General features: G+C 60.8%; 13 protein-coding genes. 12 read left to right on the top strand and 1 reads right to left on the bottom strand.

Annotated elements, in window-relative coordinates; translation table 11 throughout:
- Positions 1–67: 67 nt before the first annotated feature.
- The 7 genes from dnaE to ispD all read left to right on the top strand — a co-directional run bounded on the left by dnaE (position 68) and on the right by ispD (position 10,713).
- Positions 68–3,589, top strand: coding sequence for a DNA polymerase III subunit alpha (dnaE, locus tag AACY45_RS16465; protein ID WP_339546433.1), 3,522 nt, complete (start codon positions 68–70; stop codon positions 3,587–3,589).
- Positions 3,590–3,729: 140 nt separating this feature from the next.
- Positions 3,730–4,677 carry an acetyl-CoA carboxylase carboxyltransferase subunit alpha gene (locus AACY45_RS16460; RefSeq protein ID WP_182343678.1) on the top strand — a complete coding sequence of 316 codons (948 nt, stop codon included), beginning with the start codon at positions 3,730–3,732 and terminating at the stop codon, positions 4,675–4,677.
- A gap of 123 nt (positions 4,678–4,800) precedes the next feature.
- Positions 4,801–6,114 (top strand): tRNA lysidine(34) synthetase TilS, encoded by a 1,314-nt coding sequence (gene tilS / locus AACY45_RS16455; RefSeq protein WP_339546432.1) that lies wholly within the window; start codon positions 4,801–4,803, stop codon positions 6,112–6,114.
- A 274-nt stretch (positions 6,115–6,388) separates the two neighbouring features.
- Positions 6,389–8,020 (top strand): CTP synthase, encoded by a 1,632-nt coding sequence (locus AACY45_RS16450; RefSeq protein ID WP_166588545.1) that lies wholly within the window; start codon positions 6,389–6,391, stop codon positions 8,018–8,020.
- Positions 8,021–8,264: 244 nt separating this feature from the next.
- Positions 8,265–9,554, top strand: a complete 1,290-nt coding sequence (eno, locus tag AACY45_RS16445; protein WP_339546431.1) for a phosphopyruvate hydratase — start codon at positions 8,265–8,267, stop codon at positions 9,552–9,554.
- Positions 9,555–9,724: 170 nt separating this feature from the next.
- The gene (ftsB, locus tag AACY45_RS16440; protein WP_027619031.1) at positions 9,725–10,003 is read left to right on the top strand and encodes a cell division protein FtsB; all 279 of its coding nucleotides are present in this window, start codon (positions 9,725–9,727) and stop codon (positions 10,001–10,003) included.
- Positions 10,000–10,713 carry a 2-C-methyl-D-erythritol 4-phosphate cytidylyltransferase gene (gene ispD / locus AACY45_RS16435; protein WP_339546430.1) on the top strand — a complete coding sequence of 238 codons (714 nt, stop codon included), beginning with the start codon at positions 10,000–10,002 and terminating at the stop codon, positions 10,711–10,713. Before ftsB ends, ispD begins: the two co-directional genes overlap by 4 nt.
- 63 nt (positions 10,714–10,776) lie before the next feature.
- Here ispD and AACY45_RS16430 read toward each other — a convergent pair whose 3' ends face one another.
- Positions 10,777–11,697: a LysR substrate-binding domain-containing protein gene (locus AACY45_RS16430; RefSeq protein WP_339546429.1), complete on the bottom strand. Its 921-nt coding sequence runs from the start codon at positions 11,695–11,697 to the stop codon at positions 10,777–10,779.
- A gap of 106 nt (positions 11,698–11,803) precedes the next feature.
- Here AACY45_RS16430 and AACY45_RS16425 point away from each other — a divergent pair, with 106 nt between their 5' ends.
- From AACY45_RS16425 to surE, 5 genes are read left to right on the top strand one after another with little or no spacing between them, the layout of a single operon-like run.
- Positions 11,804–12,916: an S-(hydroxymethyl)glutathione dehydrogenase/class III alcohol dehydrogenase gene (locus AACY45_RS16425; RefSeq protein WP_182343682.1), complete on the top strand. Its 1,113-nt coding sequence runs from the start codon at positions 11,804–11,806 to the stop codon at positions 12,914–12,916.
- 35 nt (positions 12,917–12,951) lie between these two features.
- Complete coding sequence (gene fghA / locus AACY45_RS16420) at positions 12,952–13,803, top strand: S-formylglutathione hydrolase (protein WP_339546522.1); 852 nt, start codon at positions 12,952–12,954, stop codon at positions 13,801–13,803.
- 42 nt (positions 13,804–13,845) lie between these two features.
- A complete protein-coding gene (ispF, locus tag AACY45_RS16415; RefSeq protein WP_166592670.1) occupies positions 13,846–14,319 on the top strand; it encodes a 2-C-methyl-D-erythritol 2,4-cyclodiphosphate synthase in 474 nt (157 codons plus the stop codon).
- Positions 14,316–15,374, top strand: a complete 1,059-nt coding sequence (truD, locus tag AACY45_RS16410; protein WP_339546428.1) for a tRNA pseudouridine(13) synthase TruD — start codon at positions 14,316–14,318, stop codon at positions 15,372–15,374. The genes ispF and truD overlap by 4 nt, the downstream gene beginning before the upstream one ends.
- Positions 15,362–16,111, top strand: coding sequence for a 5'/3'-nucleotidase SurE (gene surE, locus AACY45_RS16405; protein WP_339546427.1), 750 nt, complete (start codon positions 15,362–15,364; stop codon positions 16,109–16,111). Before truD ends, surE begins: the two co-directional genes overlap by 13 nt.
- The last annotated feature ends 14 nt before the right edge of the window (positions 16,112–16,125 follow it).

The raw sequence follows: 16,125 nt of genomic DNA, 5'->3' as shown, positions 1-16,125 counted from the left end.
CTGATGTTTTTGCCAAGGCCCGGTACAATCCGGGCCTTGTTGTCTCCACGTTATTAGCAGGATCACTATGCCGGCTTCATTCGTTCACCTACGCCTGCACACTGAATACTCCCTGGTCGACGGTCTGGTGCGGATCAAGCCGCTGGTCAAGACCCTGGTCGGCATGAACATGCCGGCCGTGGCGGTCACCGACCAGAACAACATGTGTTCCCTGGTCAAGTTCTACAAAAACTCCATGGGCGCGGGGATCAAGCCGATCTGCGGCGCTGACCTGTGGCTGTCGAACAAGGATCCGGACAACGCGTTGAGCCGGATCAGCTTCCTGGCGATGAATGCGGTCGGTTATCGCAATCTTACCGAACTGATTTCCCGCGGATTCATCGACGGCCAGCGCAATGGCCAGATCATCATCGAGCGCGAGTGGGTGGCCGAAGCCAACGAAGGCTTGATCATGCTCTCGGCGGCCAAGGAGGGCGAGATCGGCATGGCCCTGCTCGGCGGCAATCCGGATGAAGCCGAAACCCTGGCCCGCGAGTGGATGGCGGTGTTCCCGGACCGTTTTTACCTGGAAATCCAGCGTACCAACCGTCCCAACGATGAAGAGCAGTTGCACGCGGCCGTGGCCCTGGCCGACAAGATCGGTGCGCCGCTGGTGGCCACCAATGACGTGCGGTTCATCAAGCAGGAAGACTTTGCCGCCCACGAAACCCGGGTCTGCATCGGTGAAGGCCGGGCGCTCGACGACCCACGGCGCTCGAAAAACTACAGCGACCAGCAATACCTCAAAAGTGCCGAGGAAATGCTCGAGCTGTTCAGCGATTTGCCCGATGCCGTGCAGAACACGGTCGAGATCGCCAAGCGCTGCAACATCGAAGTAAAGCTGGGCACGCACTTCCTGCCCAACTTCCCGATTCCCGATGGCATGACCATCGATGAGTATTTCCGCAAGGTGTCCTTCGACGGGCTTGACGAGCGCTTGAGCGTGCTGCTGCCCAAGGACACCACAGAGGACTACGAGGCCAAGCGCCAGGTCTACGTCGACCGGCTGAATTTCGAACTGGATATCATTATCCAGATGGGGTTCCCCGGTTACTTCCTGATCGTGATGGACTTTATCCAGTGGGCCAAGAGCAACGGGGTTCCGGTGGGGCCGGGCCGGGGGTCGGGTGCTGGCTCGCTGGTAGCCTATGTGCAGAAGATCACCGATCTCGATCCGCTGGAATACGACCTGCTGTTCGAACGTTTCCTCAACCCGGAACGGGTCTCCATGCCCGACTTCGACGTCGACTTCTGCATGGACGGTCGCGACCGGGTCATCGAGTATGTGGCCGAGAAATACGGGCGCAACGCAGTGAGCCAGATCATCACCTTCGGTTCCATGGCCGCCAAGGCGGTGGTGCGGGACGTGGCGCGGGTCCAGGGCAAGTCCTACGGCCTGGCGGATCGCCTGTCGAAGATGATCCCTTTCGAAGTCGGCATGACCCTGGAAAAAGCCTACGAGCAGGAAGAGATCCTGCGCGACTTCATCAAAGTCGATGAAGAGGCGGCGGAAATCTGGGAGATGGCGCGCAAGCTCGAAGGCATTGTGCGTAACGTCGGCAAACACGCCGGTGGTGTGGTGATCGCACCCACCAAGCTGACCGACTTCTCGCCGATCTATTGCGATGAAGAGGGGGGTGGCCTGGTCACCCAGTTCGACAAGGATGACGTCGAGGCGGCCGGTCTGGTGAAGTTCGACTTCCTCGGCCTGCGGACCCTGACGATCATCGACTGGGCGCTGAAAACCATCAACCGCGACCGTGCCAAGGTCAACGAGCCGCCGCTGGATATCGCCTTTATCCCGCTGGACGACAAACCGACCTACAGCTTGCTGCAAAAGGCCGAGACCACCGCGGTGTTCCAGCTCGAGTCGCGCGGCATGAAGGAGCTGATCAAAAAGCTCAAGCCCGACTGCCTGGAAGACTTGATCGCACTGGTGGCCCTGTTCCGTCCGGGCCCGTTGCAATCGGGCATGGTGGACGACTTCATCAACCGTAAGCACGGTCGCGCCGAGCTGGCGTACCCGCACTCCGACTACCAGTACGAAGGCCTCAAGCCCGTACTGGCGCCGACCTACGGCATCATCCTGTATCAGGAACAGGTGATGCAGATCGCCCAGGTCATGGCTGGCTACACCCTCGGCGGTGCGGACATGCTGCGTCGGGCCATGGGTAAGAAAAAGCCCGAAGAGATGGCCAAGCAGCGCGGCGGCTTCATCGAAGGTTGCGCCACCAACAATATCGATGCTGACCTTGCGGGTAACATCTTTGACCTGGTGGAAAAATTCGCCGGTTACGGCTTCAACAAATCTCACTCCGCCGCCTACGGCCTGGTGTCTTACCAGACGGCCTGGCTGAAAGCCCACTACCCGGCGCCGTTCATGGCCGCGGTACTCTCGGCGGATATGCACAACACCGACAAGGTCGTGACCTTGATCGAGGAAGTGCGGACCATGAAGCTGCGCCTCGATGCGCCGGACGTGAACACTTCGGAGTTCAAGTTCACGGTGAACGAGGAGGGCCGGATCATCTACGGCCTGGGCGCGATCAAGGGCGTGGGCGAGGGGCCGGTCGAGGCGATTACCGAGGCGCGTCAGGATGGGCCGTTCCAGGACCTGTTCGACTTCTGCGCGCGGGTCGACCTCAAGCGAATCAACAAACGCACTCTCGACGGCCTGATCCGCAGCGGCGCGCTGGACCGTCTGGGTCCGTATTTCTTTGATGAGACCAAAGCCTACCAGGCCAACATCGACCGTAACCGCGCCGTGCTGCTGACGGCCATGGAAGAGGCGATCAAGGCGGCCGAGCAGACGGCGCGGACCCACGACAGCGGGCATGCCGATCTCTTTGGTGGGCTGTTTGTCGAAGAAGACGCGGATGTCTACGCCAATCACCGCAAAGCCAAGGAGCTGACACTCAAGGAACGCCTCAAGGGTGAAAAAGACACCCTGGGGCTGTATCTGACCGGTCACCCGATTGACGAATATGAAGGTGAAATTCGTCGCTTTGCCCGCCAGCGCATCATTGACCTGAAGCCGGCTCGCGACACCCAGACTGTCGCCGGCATGATCATCGCCCTGCGGGTGATGAAGAACAAAAAGGGCGACAAGATGGGCTTTATCACCCTCGACGACCGTTCGGGGCGGATCGAGGCGTCGCTGTTCGCCGAGGCGTTCCATTCCGCGCAGTCGTTGCTGCAGACCGACGCGATGGTGGTGGTCGAGGGCGAAGTCAGCAATGACGACTTCTCCGGTGGCCTCAGGTTGCGGGTCAAGCGGGTGATGAGCATGGAAGATGCGCGCACCAACCTGGCCGAAAGCCTGCGCCTGAAGGTGCAGACCCAGGACCTCAAGGGCGATCAGTTGCGCTGGCTGGGGGAGTTGTTCAAGCGTCATCGTGGCGCCTGCCCCATCACCATGGAGTACACCAGCCCCGACGCCAAGGCCTTGCTGCAGTTTGGCGAGACCTGGCGAATCGATCCGGCAGACAGCTTGATTCAAGCCCTGCGTGACCAGTTCGGGCGAGACAACGTCTTCCTCCAATACCGTTGACGGTCAGGGGCCCTTGAGGCGCCCTGGCCATGACCCGAATTTTTAATCTCGACCTGAACGCGCCTGTCCCTTAAGGTAGGGCGCGAATAGACAACCGGCCGACCCAAGCTCACTTGGACGTCGACCCAAGACGGACGCCTATGAACCCGAATTTTCTAGATTTCGAACAGCCGATCGCCGACCTGCAAGCCAAGATCGAAGAGTTGCGCTTGGTCGGTAATGACAATTCGCTGAATATCGGCGATGAGATCTCGCGCCTGCAGGACAAGAGCAGCACGCTGACCGAAGACATCTTCGGCAAGCTGACCAGCTGGCAGATCGCTCGTCTGGCGCGTCATCCGCGTCGTCCCTATACCCTGGACTACATCCAGCACATCTTCACCGAGTTCGATGAGCTGCACGGCGACCGTCACTTCTCCGATGACGCCGCGATTGTCGGTGGTGTCGCCCGTCTGGACGATCAGCCAGTGATGGTGATCGGTCACCAGAAAGGCCGTGAAGTGCGCGAGAAGGTCCGCCGCAACTTCGGCATGCCGCGTCCGGAAGGCTACCGCAAGGCGTGCCGCCTGATGGAAATGGCTGAACGCTTCAAGATGCCGATCCTGACCTTCATCGACACGCCGGGCGCCTACCCGGGGATCGACGCCGAAGAACGTAACCAGAGCGAGGCGATTGCCTGGAACCTGCGTGTCATGGCTCGCCTGAAAACCCCAATCATCGCCACCGTGATCGGTGAGGGTGGTTCCGGTGGTGCACTGGCCATCGGTGTCTGCGATCAGTTGAACATGCTGCAGTATTCGACTTACGCGGTGATTTCGCCGGAAGGTTGTGCCTCGATCCTGTGGAAAACCGCGGAAAAGGCTCCGGATGCTGCCGAAGCGATGGGCATCACCGCTGAGCGCCTCAAGGGCCTGGGTATCGTCGATAAAGTGATTGGCGAGCCATTGGGCGGCGCCCACCGTGATCCGGCCGCTGCGGCTGCCTCGATCCGTGGCGAGCTGATCGCGCAACTGCAGATGCTCAAGAAATTCGACAACGACGCGCTGCTGGCCCGCCGTTACGAGCGCCTGATGAGCTACGGTCTGTGATCGAACCCTGCTTCTTCTTGTAGGAGCAGGGCTTGCCCGCGATCCGCACGCTCCGGTCCAACCGACCGGCCGCGTGATCGTTCATCGCGAGCAAGCTCGGCCCCTACAGGTTTGGGTGCATGCATGACGTTATCCGCAGCTCTTCTCAAGCGCCTGACCCCCTGGCGCAACGCGCCGACCTGGCGCATCGCCTTCTCCGGTGGCCTCGACTCCACCGTGCTGCTGCACCTGCTGGCGCAACTGGCTAAAACCCAGGCCCTGCCCGAACTCCAAGCTGTCCATGTGCATCACGGCCTGCAGGCTGCGGCTGATGCGTGGCCGCAGCATTGTCAGGCCGTGTGTGACGGCCTGGGCGTGCCGCTGGCGGTGATTCGGGTGCAGGTCCAGGCGGGTGCCAGCCTGGAACGAGCCGCCCGTGAGGCGCGTTATGAAGCCTTTGCCCAACTGATCCAGGTCGGTGATGTGTTGCTGACCGCCCAGCACCGCGACGATCAGGCCGAGACCCTGATGTTTCGTCTGTTAAGGGGGGCGGGAGTCAGGGGCTTGTCCGCAATGCCGGTGCAGCGTGCTTTGGCGCGCGGGTACCTGGTGCGGCCGTTGCTGGATGTGCCGCGGGCCGAGCTTGAGGCATACGCCCGGGAGCACCGGTTGTGCTGGGTCGAGGACCCCTCGAACGGCGACCAGCAATTTTCCCGCAATTACCTGCGCCAGCAGGTGTTCCCCTTGCTCAGTCGCCGCTGGCCCCAAGCCGCTGCCACCCTGGCCCGCAGTGCCGGCCATCTGCGCGAGGCCCAAGGCTTGCTCGATGAGCTGGCGCAGATGGACCTGGCCCAGGCTGCCAACGCCCATGAGTTTGCGTGGCTGGGGTATCCGTCGCTGGACTTGGCGGCACTGGCCGGGCTGTCTGTGGCTCGCCAGCGCAACGCCCTGGGTCATTGGCTGGCGACGCTGACTCGACTGCCAGACACTGACCATTGGTCGGGTTGGGCCAGCTTGCGGGATGCCGCGGCGGATGCCCGGCCGATCTGGCGTCTGGTGGATGGCGAACTGCATCGGGCCAATGGGCGGGTCTGGTGGTTGTCCGGCGCTGGGCTGCCGGCGCTAGCCGGCACAGTGCCCTGGCCTGACCCATTGCGTGAACTGACATTGCCCGGCAATGGTCGCCTCAACCTGCTGGGCGAGGCCCCGCCAGGCCCGCTCAGCGTGGGCTACCGCCAGGGTGGGGAGGCGATGCAGTTACCCGGCCGTGGACACCGCGACCTCAAGCGCTTGCTCAATGAGCGTCAGGTGCCGTGGTTCGCCCGTGGCAGATTGCCGCTGCTGTACTGCAATGAGCAATTGATCGCTGTGGCCAACCTGCCTGGGCTGGACGGCAGCGCGGGGGCAAACTTCGTTTTGCGATGGCAGCCAGTAATCAACGATCAAGGTTTGAGCTGAAAGGGGCTTTCCGGTAGACTACGCTCCCTTCTTGATACAACTTCTGTGGATTCGCCTGAATTGCAGGAGTTGCCGATTACCAAGCAGTCTTTGCTGGGCGATTCCAAAAAATGTGTAGCGAGCAACCTACCGGCGATTCATCTGCCGGTCTGTCCCAACGCGGCGGTTTTTTTGAAAGATGCACTGTAATTAATGCAGGTGATCGGGGGCTTCGGCCTTCCTTCGCTTTCCCCGGCGGCACTGACCGCTTTAACGCAGACTTCTAGGGTTTTTCATGACGCGCTACATATTCGTCACGGGCGGTGTTGTTTCTTCATTGGGGAAAGGCATTGCATCGGCATCATTGGCGGCCATCCTGGAGGCGCGGGGACTTAAGGTCACCATGCTCAAGCTGGACCCGTACATCAACGTCGACCCGGGCACCATGAGCCCGTTCCAGCACGGTGAAGTGTTCGTCACTCACGACGGCGCCGAGACCGACCTGGACCTGGGGCACTACGAGCGGTTCATCCGCACGACCATGACCCAGAACAACAACTTCACCACCGGCCGTGTCTACGAGCACGTGCTGCGCAAAGAGCGCCGTGGTGACTACCTGGGTGCAACCATCCAGGTGATTCCGCACATCACCGACGAAATCAAGCGCCGCATCATCAAGGGTGCTGGCGACGCTGACGTGGCAATGGTCGAGATCGGTGGCACCGTGGGTGACATCGAGTCGCAACCGTTCCTGGAAGCGATCCGCCAACTGCGTTTCGAAGTCGGCGCCAAGCGCGCGATGCTGATGCACCTGACGCTGGTACCGTACATCGCCACCGCTGGCGAAACCAAGACCAAGCCGACCCAGCATTCGGTCAAGGAGCTGCGTTCCATTGGCTTGCAGCCGGACGTGCTGGTCTGCCGTTCCGACCACCCGATCGACCTGTCTTCGCGTCGCAAGATCGCGCAGTTCACCAACGTTGAAGAACGTGCGGTGATCGCCCTGGAAGACGCCGACACCATCTACAAGATCCCGGGCATCCTGCACTCCCAGGGCCTGGATGATTTTGTCGTCGAGCGTTTTGGCCTGCAATGCGATAGCGCCGACCTGTCCGAGTGGGAAGCGGTGGTCGACGCCAAGCTGAACCCGGAGCACGAAGTCACCATCGCCATGGTCGGCAAGTACATGGAACTGCTGGACGCGTACAAGTCGCTGATCGAAGCGATGAGCCACGCCGGCATCAGCAACCGGACCAAGGTCAACCTGCGCTACATCGACTCCGAAGACATCGAGAACCAGGGCACTGCGCTGCTCGAAGGTGTCGATGCGATCCTGGTACCAGGCGGTTTTGGCCTGCGTGGCGTGGAAGGCAAGATCACTGCGGTGCAGTACGCTCGTGAGAACAAGGTGCCGTACCTGGGTATCTGCCTGGGCATGCAAGTGGCGGTCATCGAGTTCGCCCGTAACGTGCTGGGCTGGAAAGACGCCAACTCCACCGAGTTCGATCGCGCCAGCGGTCACCCGGTCGTGGGCCTGATCACCGAGTGGGAAGATGCCACCGGCGCCGTTGAAACCCGCACCGAGTCTTCCGACCTGGGCGGCACCATGCGTCTGGGTGCCCAGGACTGCCTGCTGGAAGCCGGCTCCCTGGTTCACGACTGCTATGCCAAGGACGTGATCGTCGAGCGTCATCGTCATCGCTATGAAGTGAACAACAATCTGCTGCCACAACTGATCGAAGCTGGCCTGAAAATCTCCGGTCGTTCCGGTGATGGCGCCCTGGTTGAAGTGGTTGAAGCACCGGATCACCCCTGGTTCGTCGCTTGCCAGTTCCACCCGGAGTTCACCTCGACTCCCCGTGACGGCCACCCGCTGTTCAGTGGTTTCGTCAAGGCAGCACTGGCTCAGCACCAGAAAAAAGCCTGACGCGCCAAGGCGTGGACTCGCCACGTGACCCGCGGGCTGCCAAGGCCCGTGGGTTGCCGCGATGACGCCGCTGGTCGCTTTTGAATGATTGGCTGAAAAGTTTTCCAACGGAGAAGCCGCGTTACCTGGGGTTCTCCGTGTTGCTCGGCACTGGTTTGCCAGCGCCGACCAACAGTAATGTGACCCACAAGTTATAAATCGATCGGTATACAGCGTTTTCGTCAACTTTGGAGTGTTTACAACAATGGCAAAAATCGTCGACATCAAAGGTCGTGAAGTTCTCGACTCCCGTGGCAACCCCACCGTCGAAGCGGACGTGCTTCTCGATAACGGCATCATCGGCAGCGCTTGCGCGCCGTCCGGTGCTTCCACTGGCTCGCGTGAAGCGCTCGAGCTGCGTGATGGCGACAAGAGCCGTTACCTGGGCAAGGGTGTGCTCAAGGCTGTAGCCAACATCAATGGCCCGATTCGCACCGCACTGCTGGGTAAAGACCCGGTTGACCAGAAAGCCCTCGACCGCATCATGATCGAGCTGGACGGTACCGAAAACAAAGGCAGCCTGGGCGCCAACGCGATCCTCGCCGTCTCCCTGGCTGCGGCCAAGGCAGCTGCCCACGATCAAGACCTGCCGCTGTATGCCCACATCGCCAACCTGAACGGTACCCCGGGTGTCTACTCGATGCCGGTGCCGATGATGAACATCATCAACGGTGGCGAGCACGCCGATAACAACGTCGACATCCAGGAATTCATGGTGCAGCCGGTTGGCGCCAAGTCGTTCTCGGAAGGCCTGCGCATGGGTACCGAGATTTTCCACCACCTCAAGGCTGTGCTGAAGGCCCGCGGCCTGAGCACTGCAGTGGGTGACGAAGGTGGTTTCGCACCAAACCTGGCTTCCAACGAAGATGCTTTGAAAGTGATCTCCGAAGCCGTGGCCAACGCCGGTTACACCCTGGGCACCGACGTGACCCTGGCCCTGGACTGCGCGGCGAGCGAATTCTACGAAGACGGCAAGTACAACCTGTCCGGCGAAGGCCAGGTGTTCACCGCTGAAGGTTTCGCGGATTACCTCAAAGGCCTGACCGAGCGTTACCCGATCATCTCGATCGAAGACGGCCTGGACGAGTCCGACTGGGCTGGCTGGAAGATCCTCACCGACAAGATCGGCGAGAAGACCCAACTGGTGGGCGATGACCTGTTCGTAACCAACACCAAGATCCTGAAAGAAGGCATCGATAAAAAGATCGCCAACTCGATCCTGATCAAGTTCAACCAGATCGGTACCCTGACCGAGACCCTGGAAGCGATCCAGATGGCCAAGGCCGCTGGTTACACTGCCGTGATCTCGCACCGTTCCGGCGAAACCGAAGATTCGACCATTGCCGACCTGGCTGTGGGCACTTCGGCAGGCCAGATCAAGACTGGTTCGCTGTGCCGTTCCGACCGCGTTTCCAAGTACAACCAACTGCTGCGTATCGAAGAGCAATTGGGTACCAAAGCCAAGTACAACGGCCGCAGCGAATTCCGCGGCTAAGCTTGGTGGAGTAAAAAGACACCGGATTGTGTCGAAAAAATCGCATCAGCGGGTTTTTTGCCACTAGTCTGATGCCTTAGAGTACGAGCCTGGTTCTTCCAGGCTTCGTGCTATCAGACGCTTCAAAGTGTTGGCATGGCTGTTTTTTTTCAGTGGATACCTGATATTCGATGCGCAGTCCCTATTGGTTGTTTCTTGTCTTGCTCTTGCTCCTGGGGGGGTTGCAGTACCGCCTGTGGGTGGGAAACGGCAGCCTGGCACAGGTGGCCGACCTGACTCAGCAAATTGCCGATCAGCAGGCTGAAAACCAGACCCTGCTGGAGCGCAACCGGGTGATGGACGCCGAAGTGATGGAGTTGAAAAAAGGCATGGAGACCGTTGAAGAGCGGGCTCGCCATGAGTTGGGCATGGTCAAGGACGGTGAAACCCTTTACCAGTTGGCTCAATGATGAATAGCTTGCCGGCCTTCTGGGCCGTGATTCCTGCCGCGGGTGTAGGTGCCCGTATGGCAGTCGACCGTCCCAAGCAGTATTTGCAATTGGGCGGACGCACAATTCTTGAACACAGCCTTGGCTGTTTCCTCGATCACCCAGCCTTGAAGGGGCTGGTGGTCAGTCTGGCGCTCGATGATCCGTATTGGCCGAACCTGGCCTGCGCTGCCGACCCGCGCATTCAGCGGGTGGACGGTGGCGAAGAGCGTTCGGGTTCGGTACTCAATGCCTTGTTGCACTTGCATGCGCAGGGGGCTGCCAATGAGGATTGGGTATTGGTCCATGACGCGGCGCGGCCGAACCTGACTCGTGATGACCTCGACAAGCTGCTGTCGGAGCTGGCGGATGACCCGGTGGGTGGGCTGCTGGCGGTGCCGGCGCGTGACACCCTCAAGCGGGCGGACAAGCACGGCCGAGTGCTGGAGACCGTTGACCGCAGTTTGATCTGGCAGGCGTATACGCCGCAGATGTTTCGCCTGGGGGCCCTGCATCGGGCGTTGGCCGATAGCCTGGTGGCGGATGTCACGATCACTGATGAGGCTTCGGCGATGGAGTGGTCGGGGCAGGCGCCGCGCTTGATCGAGGGGCGGGCGGATAACCTCAAGGTGACCCGGCCCGAGGATCTTGAGTGGTTGCGCTTGCGTTGGGGGCAGCGCGGGGGGCTGTAGGTGTGGTGTACACATCCGTTGCTGCCTTAGGTTTTCGCCCTGACGTACGGCCCCTCACCCCGTTCAGTGGTTGGCATCGGCAGTGGGCTGACTGCTGTACTCCGGCCGTTTCGCCAACCCTTCCTTAAGAAAATCCACCAACTTGCGCACTTTGGGCGACAGGTGTCGCTGCTGTGGGTATAACGCCCAGACGGCGGTGTTCGGTGGCTGGTGGGCATCGAGTAACGACACCAGGGCGCCACTGTTCAGGTGTTCCAGCACGTAGTAGTCCGGGAGCTGGCATAGGCCTACGCCCTGAAGCGCGGCATCCAGGACGGCTTGCCCGCTGTTGCAGCGCCAGTTGCCTTGGACCCGCTGGGAAAATTCCCGGCCATTCTGTTCCAGTTGCCAGAGGTCCGAACTGCCGATGAGACAGTTGTGCCGGCTCAATTCCGACAGGCTATGGGGGCGTCCATAGCGTTCGAGGTAGGAGGGCGACGCGCACAGGTACATGCGTCGAGGTGCCAGTCGGGTGGCCACCAGGCGTGAGTCCTGGAGGCGGCCCAGGCGGATGGCCAGGTCGAGGCCTTCGTGGACCAGGTCAAGAGGCCGGTTACTCAGTTCGATGTCGACCCGCAACTGCGGATAGAGCCCCATGAAGCCGGTCACCAGTGGCACGATGAAGCGCTCGCCGTAGGCCACGGCACACGTCATGCGCAACATGCCCTTGGGTTCGCTGGTCAAGTCGCCGACCGCGCGCAGAGCCTCTTCGCGCCCGTCCTGCAGGCGTTGGCAGTGTTGCAGGAAGGTTTGTCCGGCCTCGGTGAGCGTCACCCGACGTGTGCTGCGGTAGAGCAGGCGGGTTTGCAGGCGTTCTTCCAGGCGTACGATTTGTCGACTGACGTGTGAGGAAGAGACTCCCAGGCGCTCGGCGGCGGCGGTGAACTGGCTGCATTCAGCGACGGCGACGAACTCGTCAATGCCTTCCCAGCGGTTCTCGGACATTCTGATTATCCCTGTGTGGCAATAATATTTTGCGTTTGTCTCGATTATTCATCGGATGACCGTGTATTACACTCCCGGTCTCGTTTTAATTTGCTGGAGAGTCAGGATGATCAAGTCGCGCGCTGCCGTTGCCTTCGAGGCCAAGAAACCCCTGGAGATCGTTGAAGTCGATGTCGCCATGCCCAAGGCCGGTGAAGTGCTGTTGCGCGTGGTCGCCTCCGGTGTATGCCACACCGACGCCTACACCTTGTCGGGTGCCGATCCGGAAGGCATCTTCCCGTCGATCCTCGGGCACGAAGGTGGCGCGGTCGTCGAAGCCATCGGTGAAGGCGTGACCTCGGTGGCGGTGGGTGATCATGTGATTCCGCTCTACACCCCGGAATGTGGCCAGTGCAAGTTCTGCAAGTCCGGCAAGACCAACCTCTGCCAGGCGATCCGTGCGACCCAGGGCAAAGGCCTGATGCCGGACGGCACTACTCGTTTCTCCTACAAAGGCCAGCCGATTTTCCACTACATGGGCACCTCGACTTTCTCCGAGTACACCGTGCTGCCGGAAATTTCCGTGGCCAAGATTCCTAAAGAGGCGCCGCTGGAAAAGGTCTGCCTGCTGGGCTGCGGCGTGACCACCGGGATCGGTGCCGTGATCAACACTGCCAAGGTCAAGCCGGGCGATACCGTGGCTATCTTCGGTCTGGGCGGGATTGGCCTGTCGGCCGTGATCGGTGCGGTCAAGGCCAAGGCCGCGCGCATTATTGCCATCGACATCAATCCGGGCAAATTCGAGATCGCCAAACAGTTGGGTGCCACCGACTGTGTGAATCCGAAAGATTTCGATCGTCCGATCCAGGACGTCATTGTCGACATGACGGATGGTGGCGTGGACTTTTCCTTTGAGTGCATCGGCAATGTTCAACTGATGCGTGCGGCACTGGAGTGCTGCCATAAAGGCTGGGGCGAGTCGGTGATCATCGGCGTGGCCGGTGCCGGCCAGGAAATCGCTACCCGTCCGTTCCAGTTGGTCACCGGGCGCGTCTGGCGCGGTTCGGCCTTTGGTGGGGTGCGCGGTCGCAGCGAGTTGCCAAGCTACGTGGAAATGGCCCAGACCGGCGAGATTCCACTGGACACCTTCATCACCCACACCATGGGCCTGGAAGACATCAACAAGGCTTTTGACCTGATGCATGAAGGCAAAAGCATTCGCACCGTCATCCATTTTTAAGAGCAGCGGCAAGCTACAAGCTTGAAGTTGGGAGTATCCCCATGAGTCTGGAAAATATTTCATGCCAGAAGAGCTTCGGTGGCTGGCATAAACGCTACAGGCATCACTCCGAAACGTTGGGCTGCGACATGGTGTTTGCCGTGTATCTGCCGCCTCAGGCGGAGCAGGGCGGCAAGTTGCCGGTGCTGTATTGGTTGTCAGGCTTGACCTGCACCGATGAGAACTTCATGCATAAGGCGGGGGCCATGCGCCTGGCGGCCGAGCTTGGCTTGATCATCGTGGCGCCGGACACCAGCCCGCGCGGTGCCGATGTGCCGGGGGACCCGGAGGGCGCCTGGGATTTCGGCCTGGGGGCCGGGTTTTACCTGAACGCCACCCAGGAACCCTGGGCCAAACACTATCGGATGCACGACTACGTGGTGCAGGAATTGCCGGCATTGGTCGAGGCGCATTTCCCGGCTTCGGACAAACGTGGCGTCAGCGGTCATTCCATGGGTGGCCACGGCGCACTGGTGTGCGCACTGCGTAATCCGGGGCGCTACCAGTCAGTCTCGGCATTCGCGCCGATCAATAACCCAATGGATTGCCCGTGGGGTCAGAAGGCGTTCTCCCGGTATCTGGGGGAAGAGCGTTCGAAGTGGCGTGAGTGGGATGCCACGGTGCTGATCAGCGAGGCCGGCGAACAGCTGCCACTGCTGGTCGATCAGGGCGATCGGGACGATTTCCTCGCCACGCAACTCAAGCCTGAAGCTTTGCAGCAGGCGGCCAAACTCGCCGGCCATCCGTTGACCTTGCGCTTGCAACCGGGCTACGACCACAGTTATTTCTTCATCGCCAGCTTCATCGATGATCACTTACGGCATCACGCGCACGCCCTAGGCGCCTAAAGCAGGTAGAATCACGCCCTGACTCAATCAGGGCGTTTTTTTATGCGTATTGGCCACGGCTACGATGTGCACCGTTTTGCTGAAGGCGATTTCATCACTCTGGGCGGCGTGCGGATTGCACATAGCTTCGGGCTGCTCGCCCACTCCGACGGCGACGTGTTGTTGCACGCGTTGAGCGATGCCTTGCTGGGTGCTGCGGCATTGGGCGATATCGGTAAACACTTCCCCGATACCGATCCACAGTTCAAGGGTGCTGACAGCCGTGCGCTGTTGCGTCATGTCGTTGCGCTGATTCATGCCAAGGGCTGGAAAGTCGGCAACGTCGACAACACCATCGTGGCCCAGGCGCCGAAAATGGCCCCCCATATCGAATCGATGCGCGCGCTGATTGCCGCCGATCTTCAAGTAGAACTGGATCAAGTGAACGTGAAAGCTACCACCACCGAAAAACTCGGCTTTGTCGGTCGCGAAGAAGGCATTGCCGTGCATTCCGTTGCCTTGTTGCTGCGCCCATGAACGAAGCGCAATTGCTTGGCCCGCGTGCCTACGGTGAACCCCTGGGCACCGCCGTACTAAAAGCCATCGCGGAAGATTTCCAGGTCGATGAAGTGCTCGACATTCCGCTGACTGGCGACGGTGAGCACCTGTGGATCTGGGTGGAAAAACGCGGTCTGAATACCGAGGAAGCGGCACGGCGCATCGCCAAGGCCGCCGGCGTGCCCTTGCGCACGGTTAGCTATGCCGGTCTGAAGGATCGCCAGGCGCTGACCCGTCAGTGGTTCAGCGTGCAATTGCCCGGCAAGGCTGATCCGGATCTGTCGGCGGCTGAAAACGACACCCTGAAAATTCTCAAGACCGCCCGGCACAAGCGCAAGCTGCAACGAGGCGCACATTCGGCCAACGGTTTTACTTTACGCCTGACCCAGTTCGCCGGTGACAAAGAGGCGATCGAGGCGCGTCTGCAACTGATCGCCAAGCAGGGCATCCCCAATTACTTCGGTGCGCAGCGTTTTGGCCATGACGGCGGCAACGTGGTGGATGCGCGTGCCTGGGCCGCGCGCAAAGCCTTGCCGGAGCAGCACAATGTGCGTTCGCGGTTGTTGTCCACCGCTCGCAGCTTTCTGTTCAATCAGGTGCTGGCGGCGCGTGTTGCCGATGGCAGTTGGCAGCGCGCCCAAGTGGGTGATTTGCTGGCATTCACCGACAGCCGCAGTTTTTTTCCGGCTGGCGAAGCGGAGTGCAGCGACCCGCGCCTGGCGATCCTCGACCTGCATCCGACCGGGCCGCAATGGGGCGAGGGCGACTCGCCTGCCACTGGTGCGACCCATGAGCTGGAACAACGGATCGCCACGGGCGAAGCGGAGTTGCGCGACTGGCTGGTAAACGCCGGAATGAGCCACGAACGGCGCATCCTGCGGCTGCCCATTGGCGGGTTGACGTGGCATTATCCTTCGCTGGACATTCTGCAACTGGAATTCGTCCTGCCGGCCGGATGCTTCGCCACCGTATTGGTGCGTGAACTCGTTGATCTGGTGCCGGTGGGGCAGACGGACAGCCCATGCGTATTCTGATCTCTAACGACGATGGGGTAACCGCACCCGGTCTCGCTGCGCTTCATGCTGCGCTGGCGGATTACACCGAGTGCGTGGTTATCGCCCCGGACCAGGACAAAAGCGGCGCCAGCAGTTCGCTGACGCTGGACCGTCCGCTGCACCCGCAAACCCTGGGCAACGGCTTTATCAGCCTCAATGGCACACCGACCGATTGCGTGCACCTGGGCCTCAACGGCTTGCTCGAGCGTGAGCCAGACATGGTGGTTTCCGGGATCAACCTGGGGGCCAACCTGGGGGACGATGTGCTGTACTCCGGTACGGTGGCCGCGGCCCTCGAAGGGCGCTTTCTCGCCAAGCCGTCTTTTGCTTTTTCCCTGGTCTCGCGGCAGGTGGATAATTTGCCGACAGCGGCCTACTTTGCGCGCAAACTGGTGGAGGCTCATGCCGAGCTGAACCTGCCGCCGCGCACGGTGTTGAACGTGAACATTCCGAACCTGCCGCTGGATCACATCCGCGGCATTCAACTGACCCGCCTGGGTCACCGAGCCCGCGCTGCGGCACCGACCAAAGTGGTCGACCCCCGCGGCAAGTCCGGCTACTGGATTGCCGCGGCGGGTGACGCGGAAGACGGTGGGCCGGGTACGGATTTCCACGCTGTCATGCAGGGGTATGTCTCGATCACCCCGCTGCAGCTCGATCGCACCTTCAATGATGCCTTTGCCAGTCTCGACGGCTGGCTGGAGGGGCTGCGCTGATGGCTCGCGAGCAA

The sequence above is a fragment of the Pseudomonas sp. RA_35y_Pfl2_P32 genome, from assembly GCF_963970735.1.
In the GTDB taxonomy this organism is placed as follows: Bacteria; Pseudomonadota; Gammaproteobacteria; order Pseudomonadales; family Pseudomonadaceae; genus Aquipseudomonas.
Note: the sequence above shows the minus strand (reverse complement) of the source record. Positions and strands in the feature narration are given on the sequence as shown.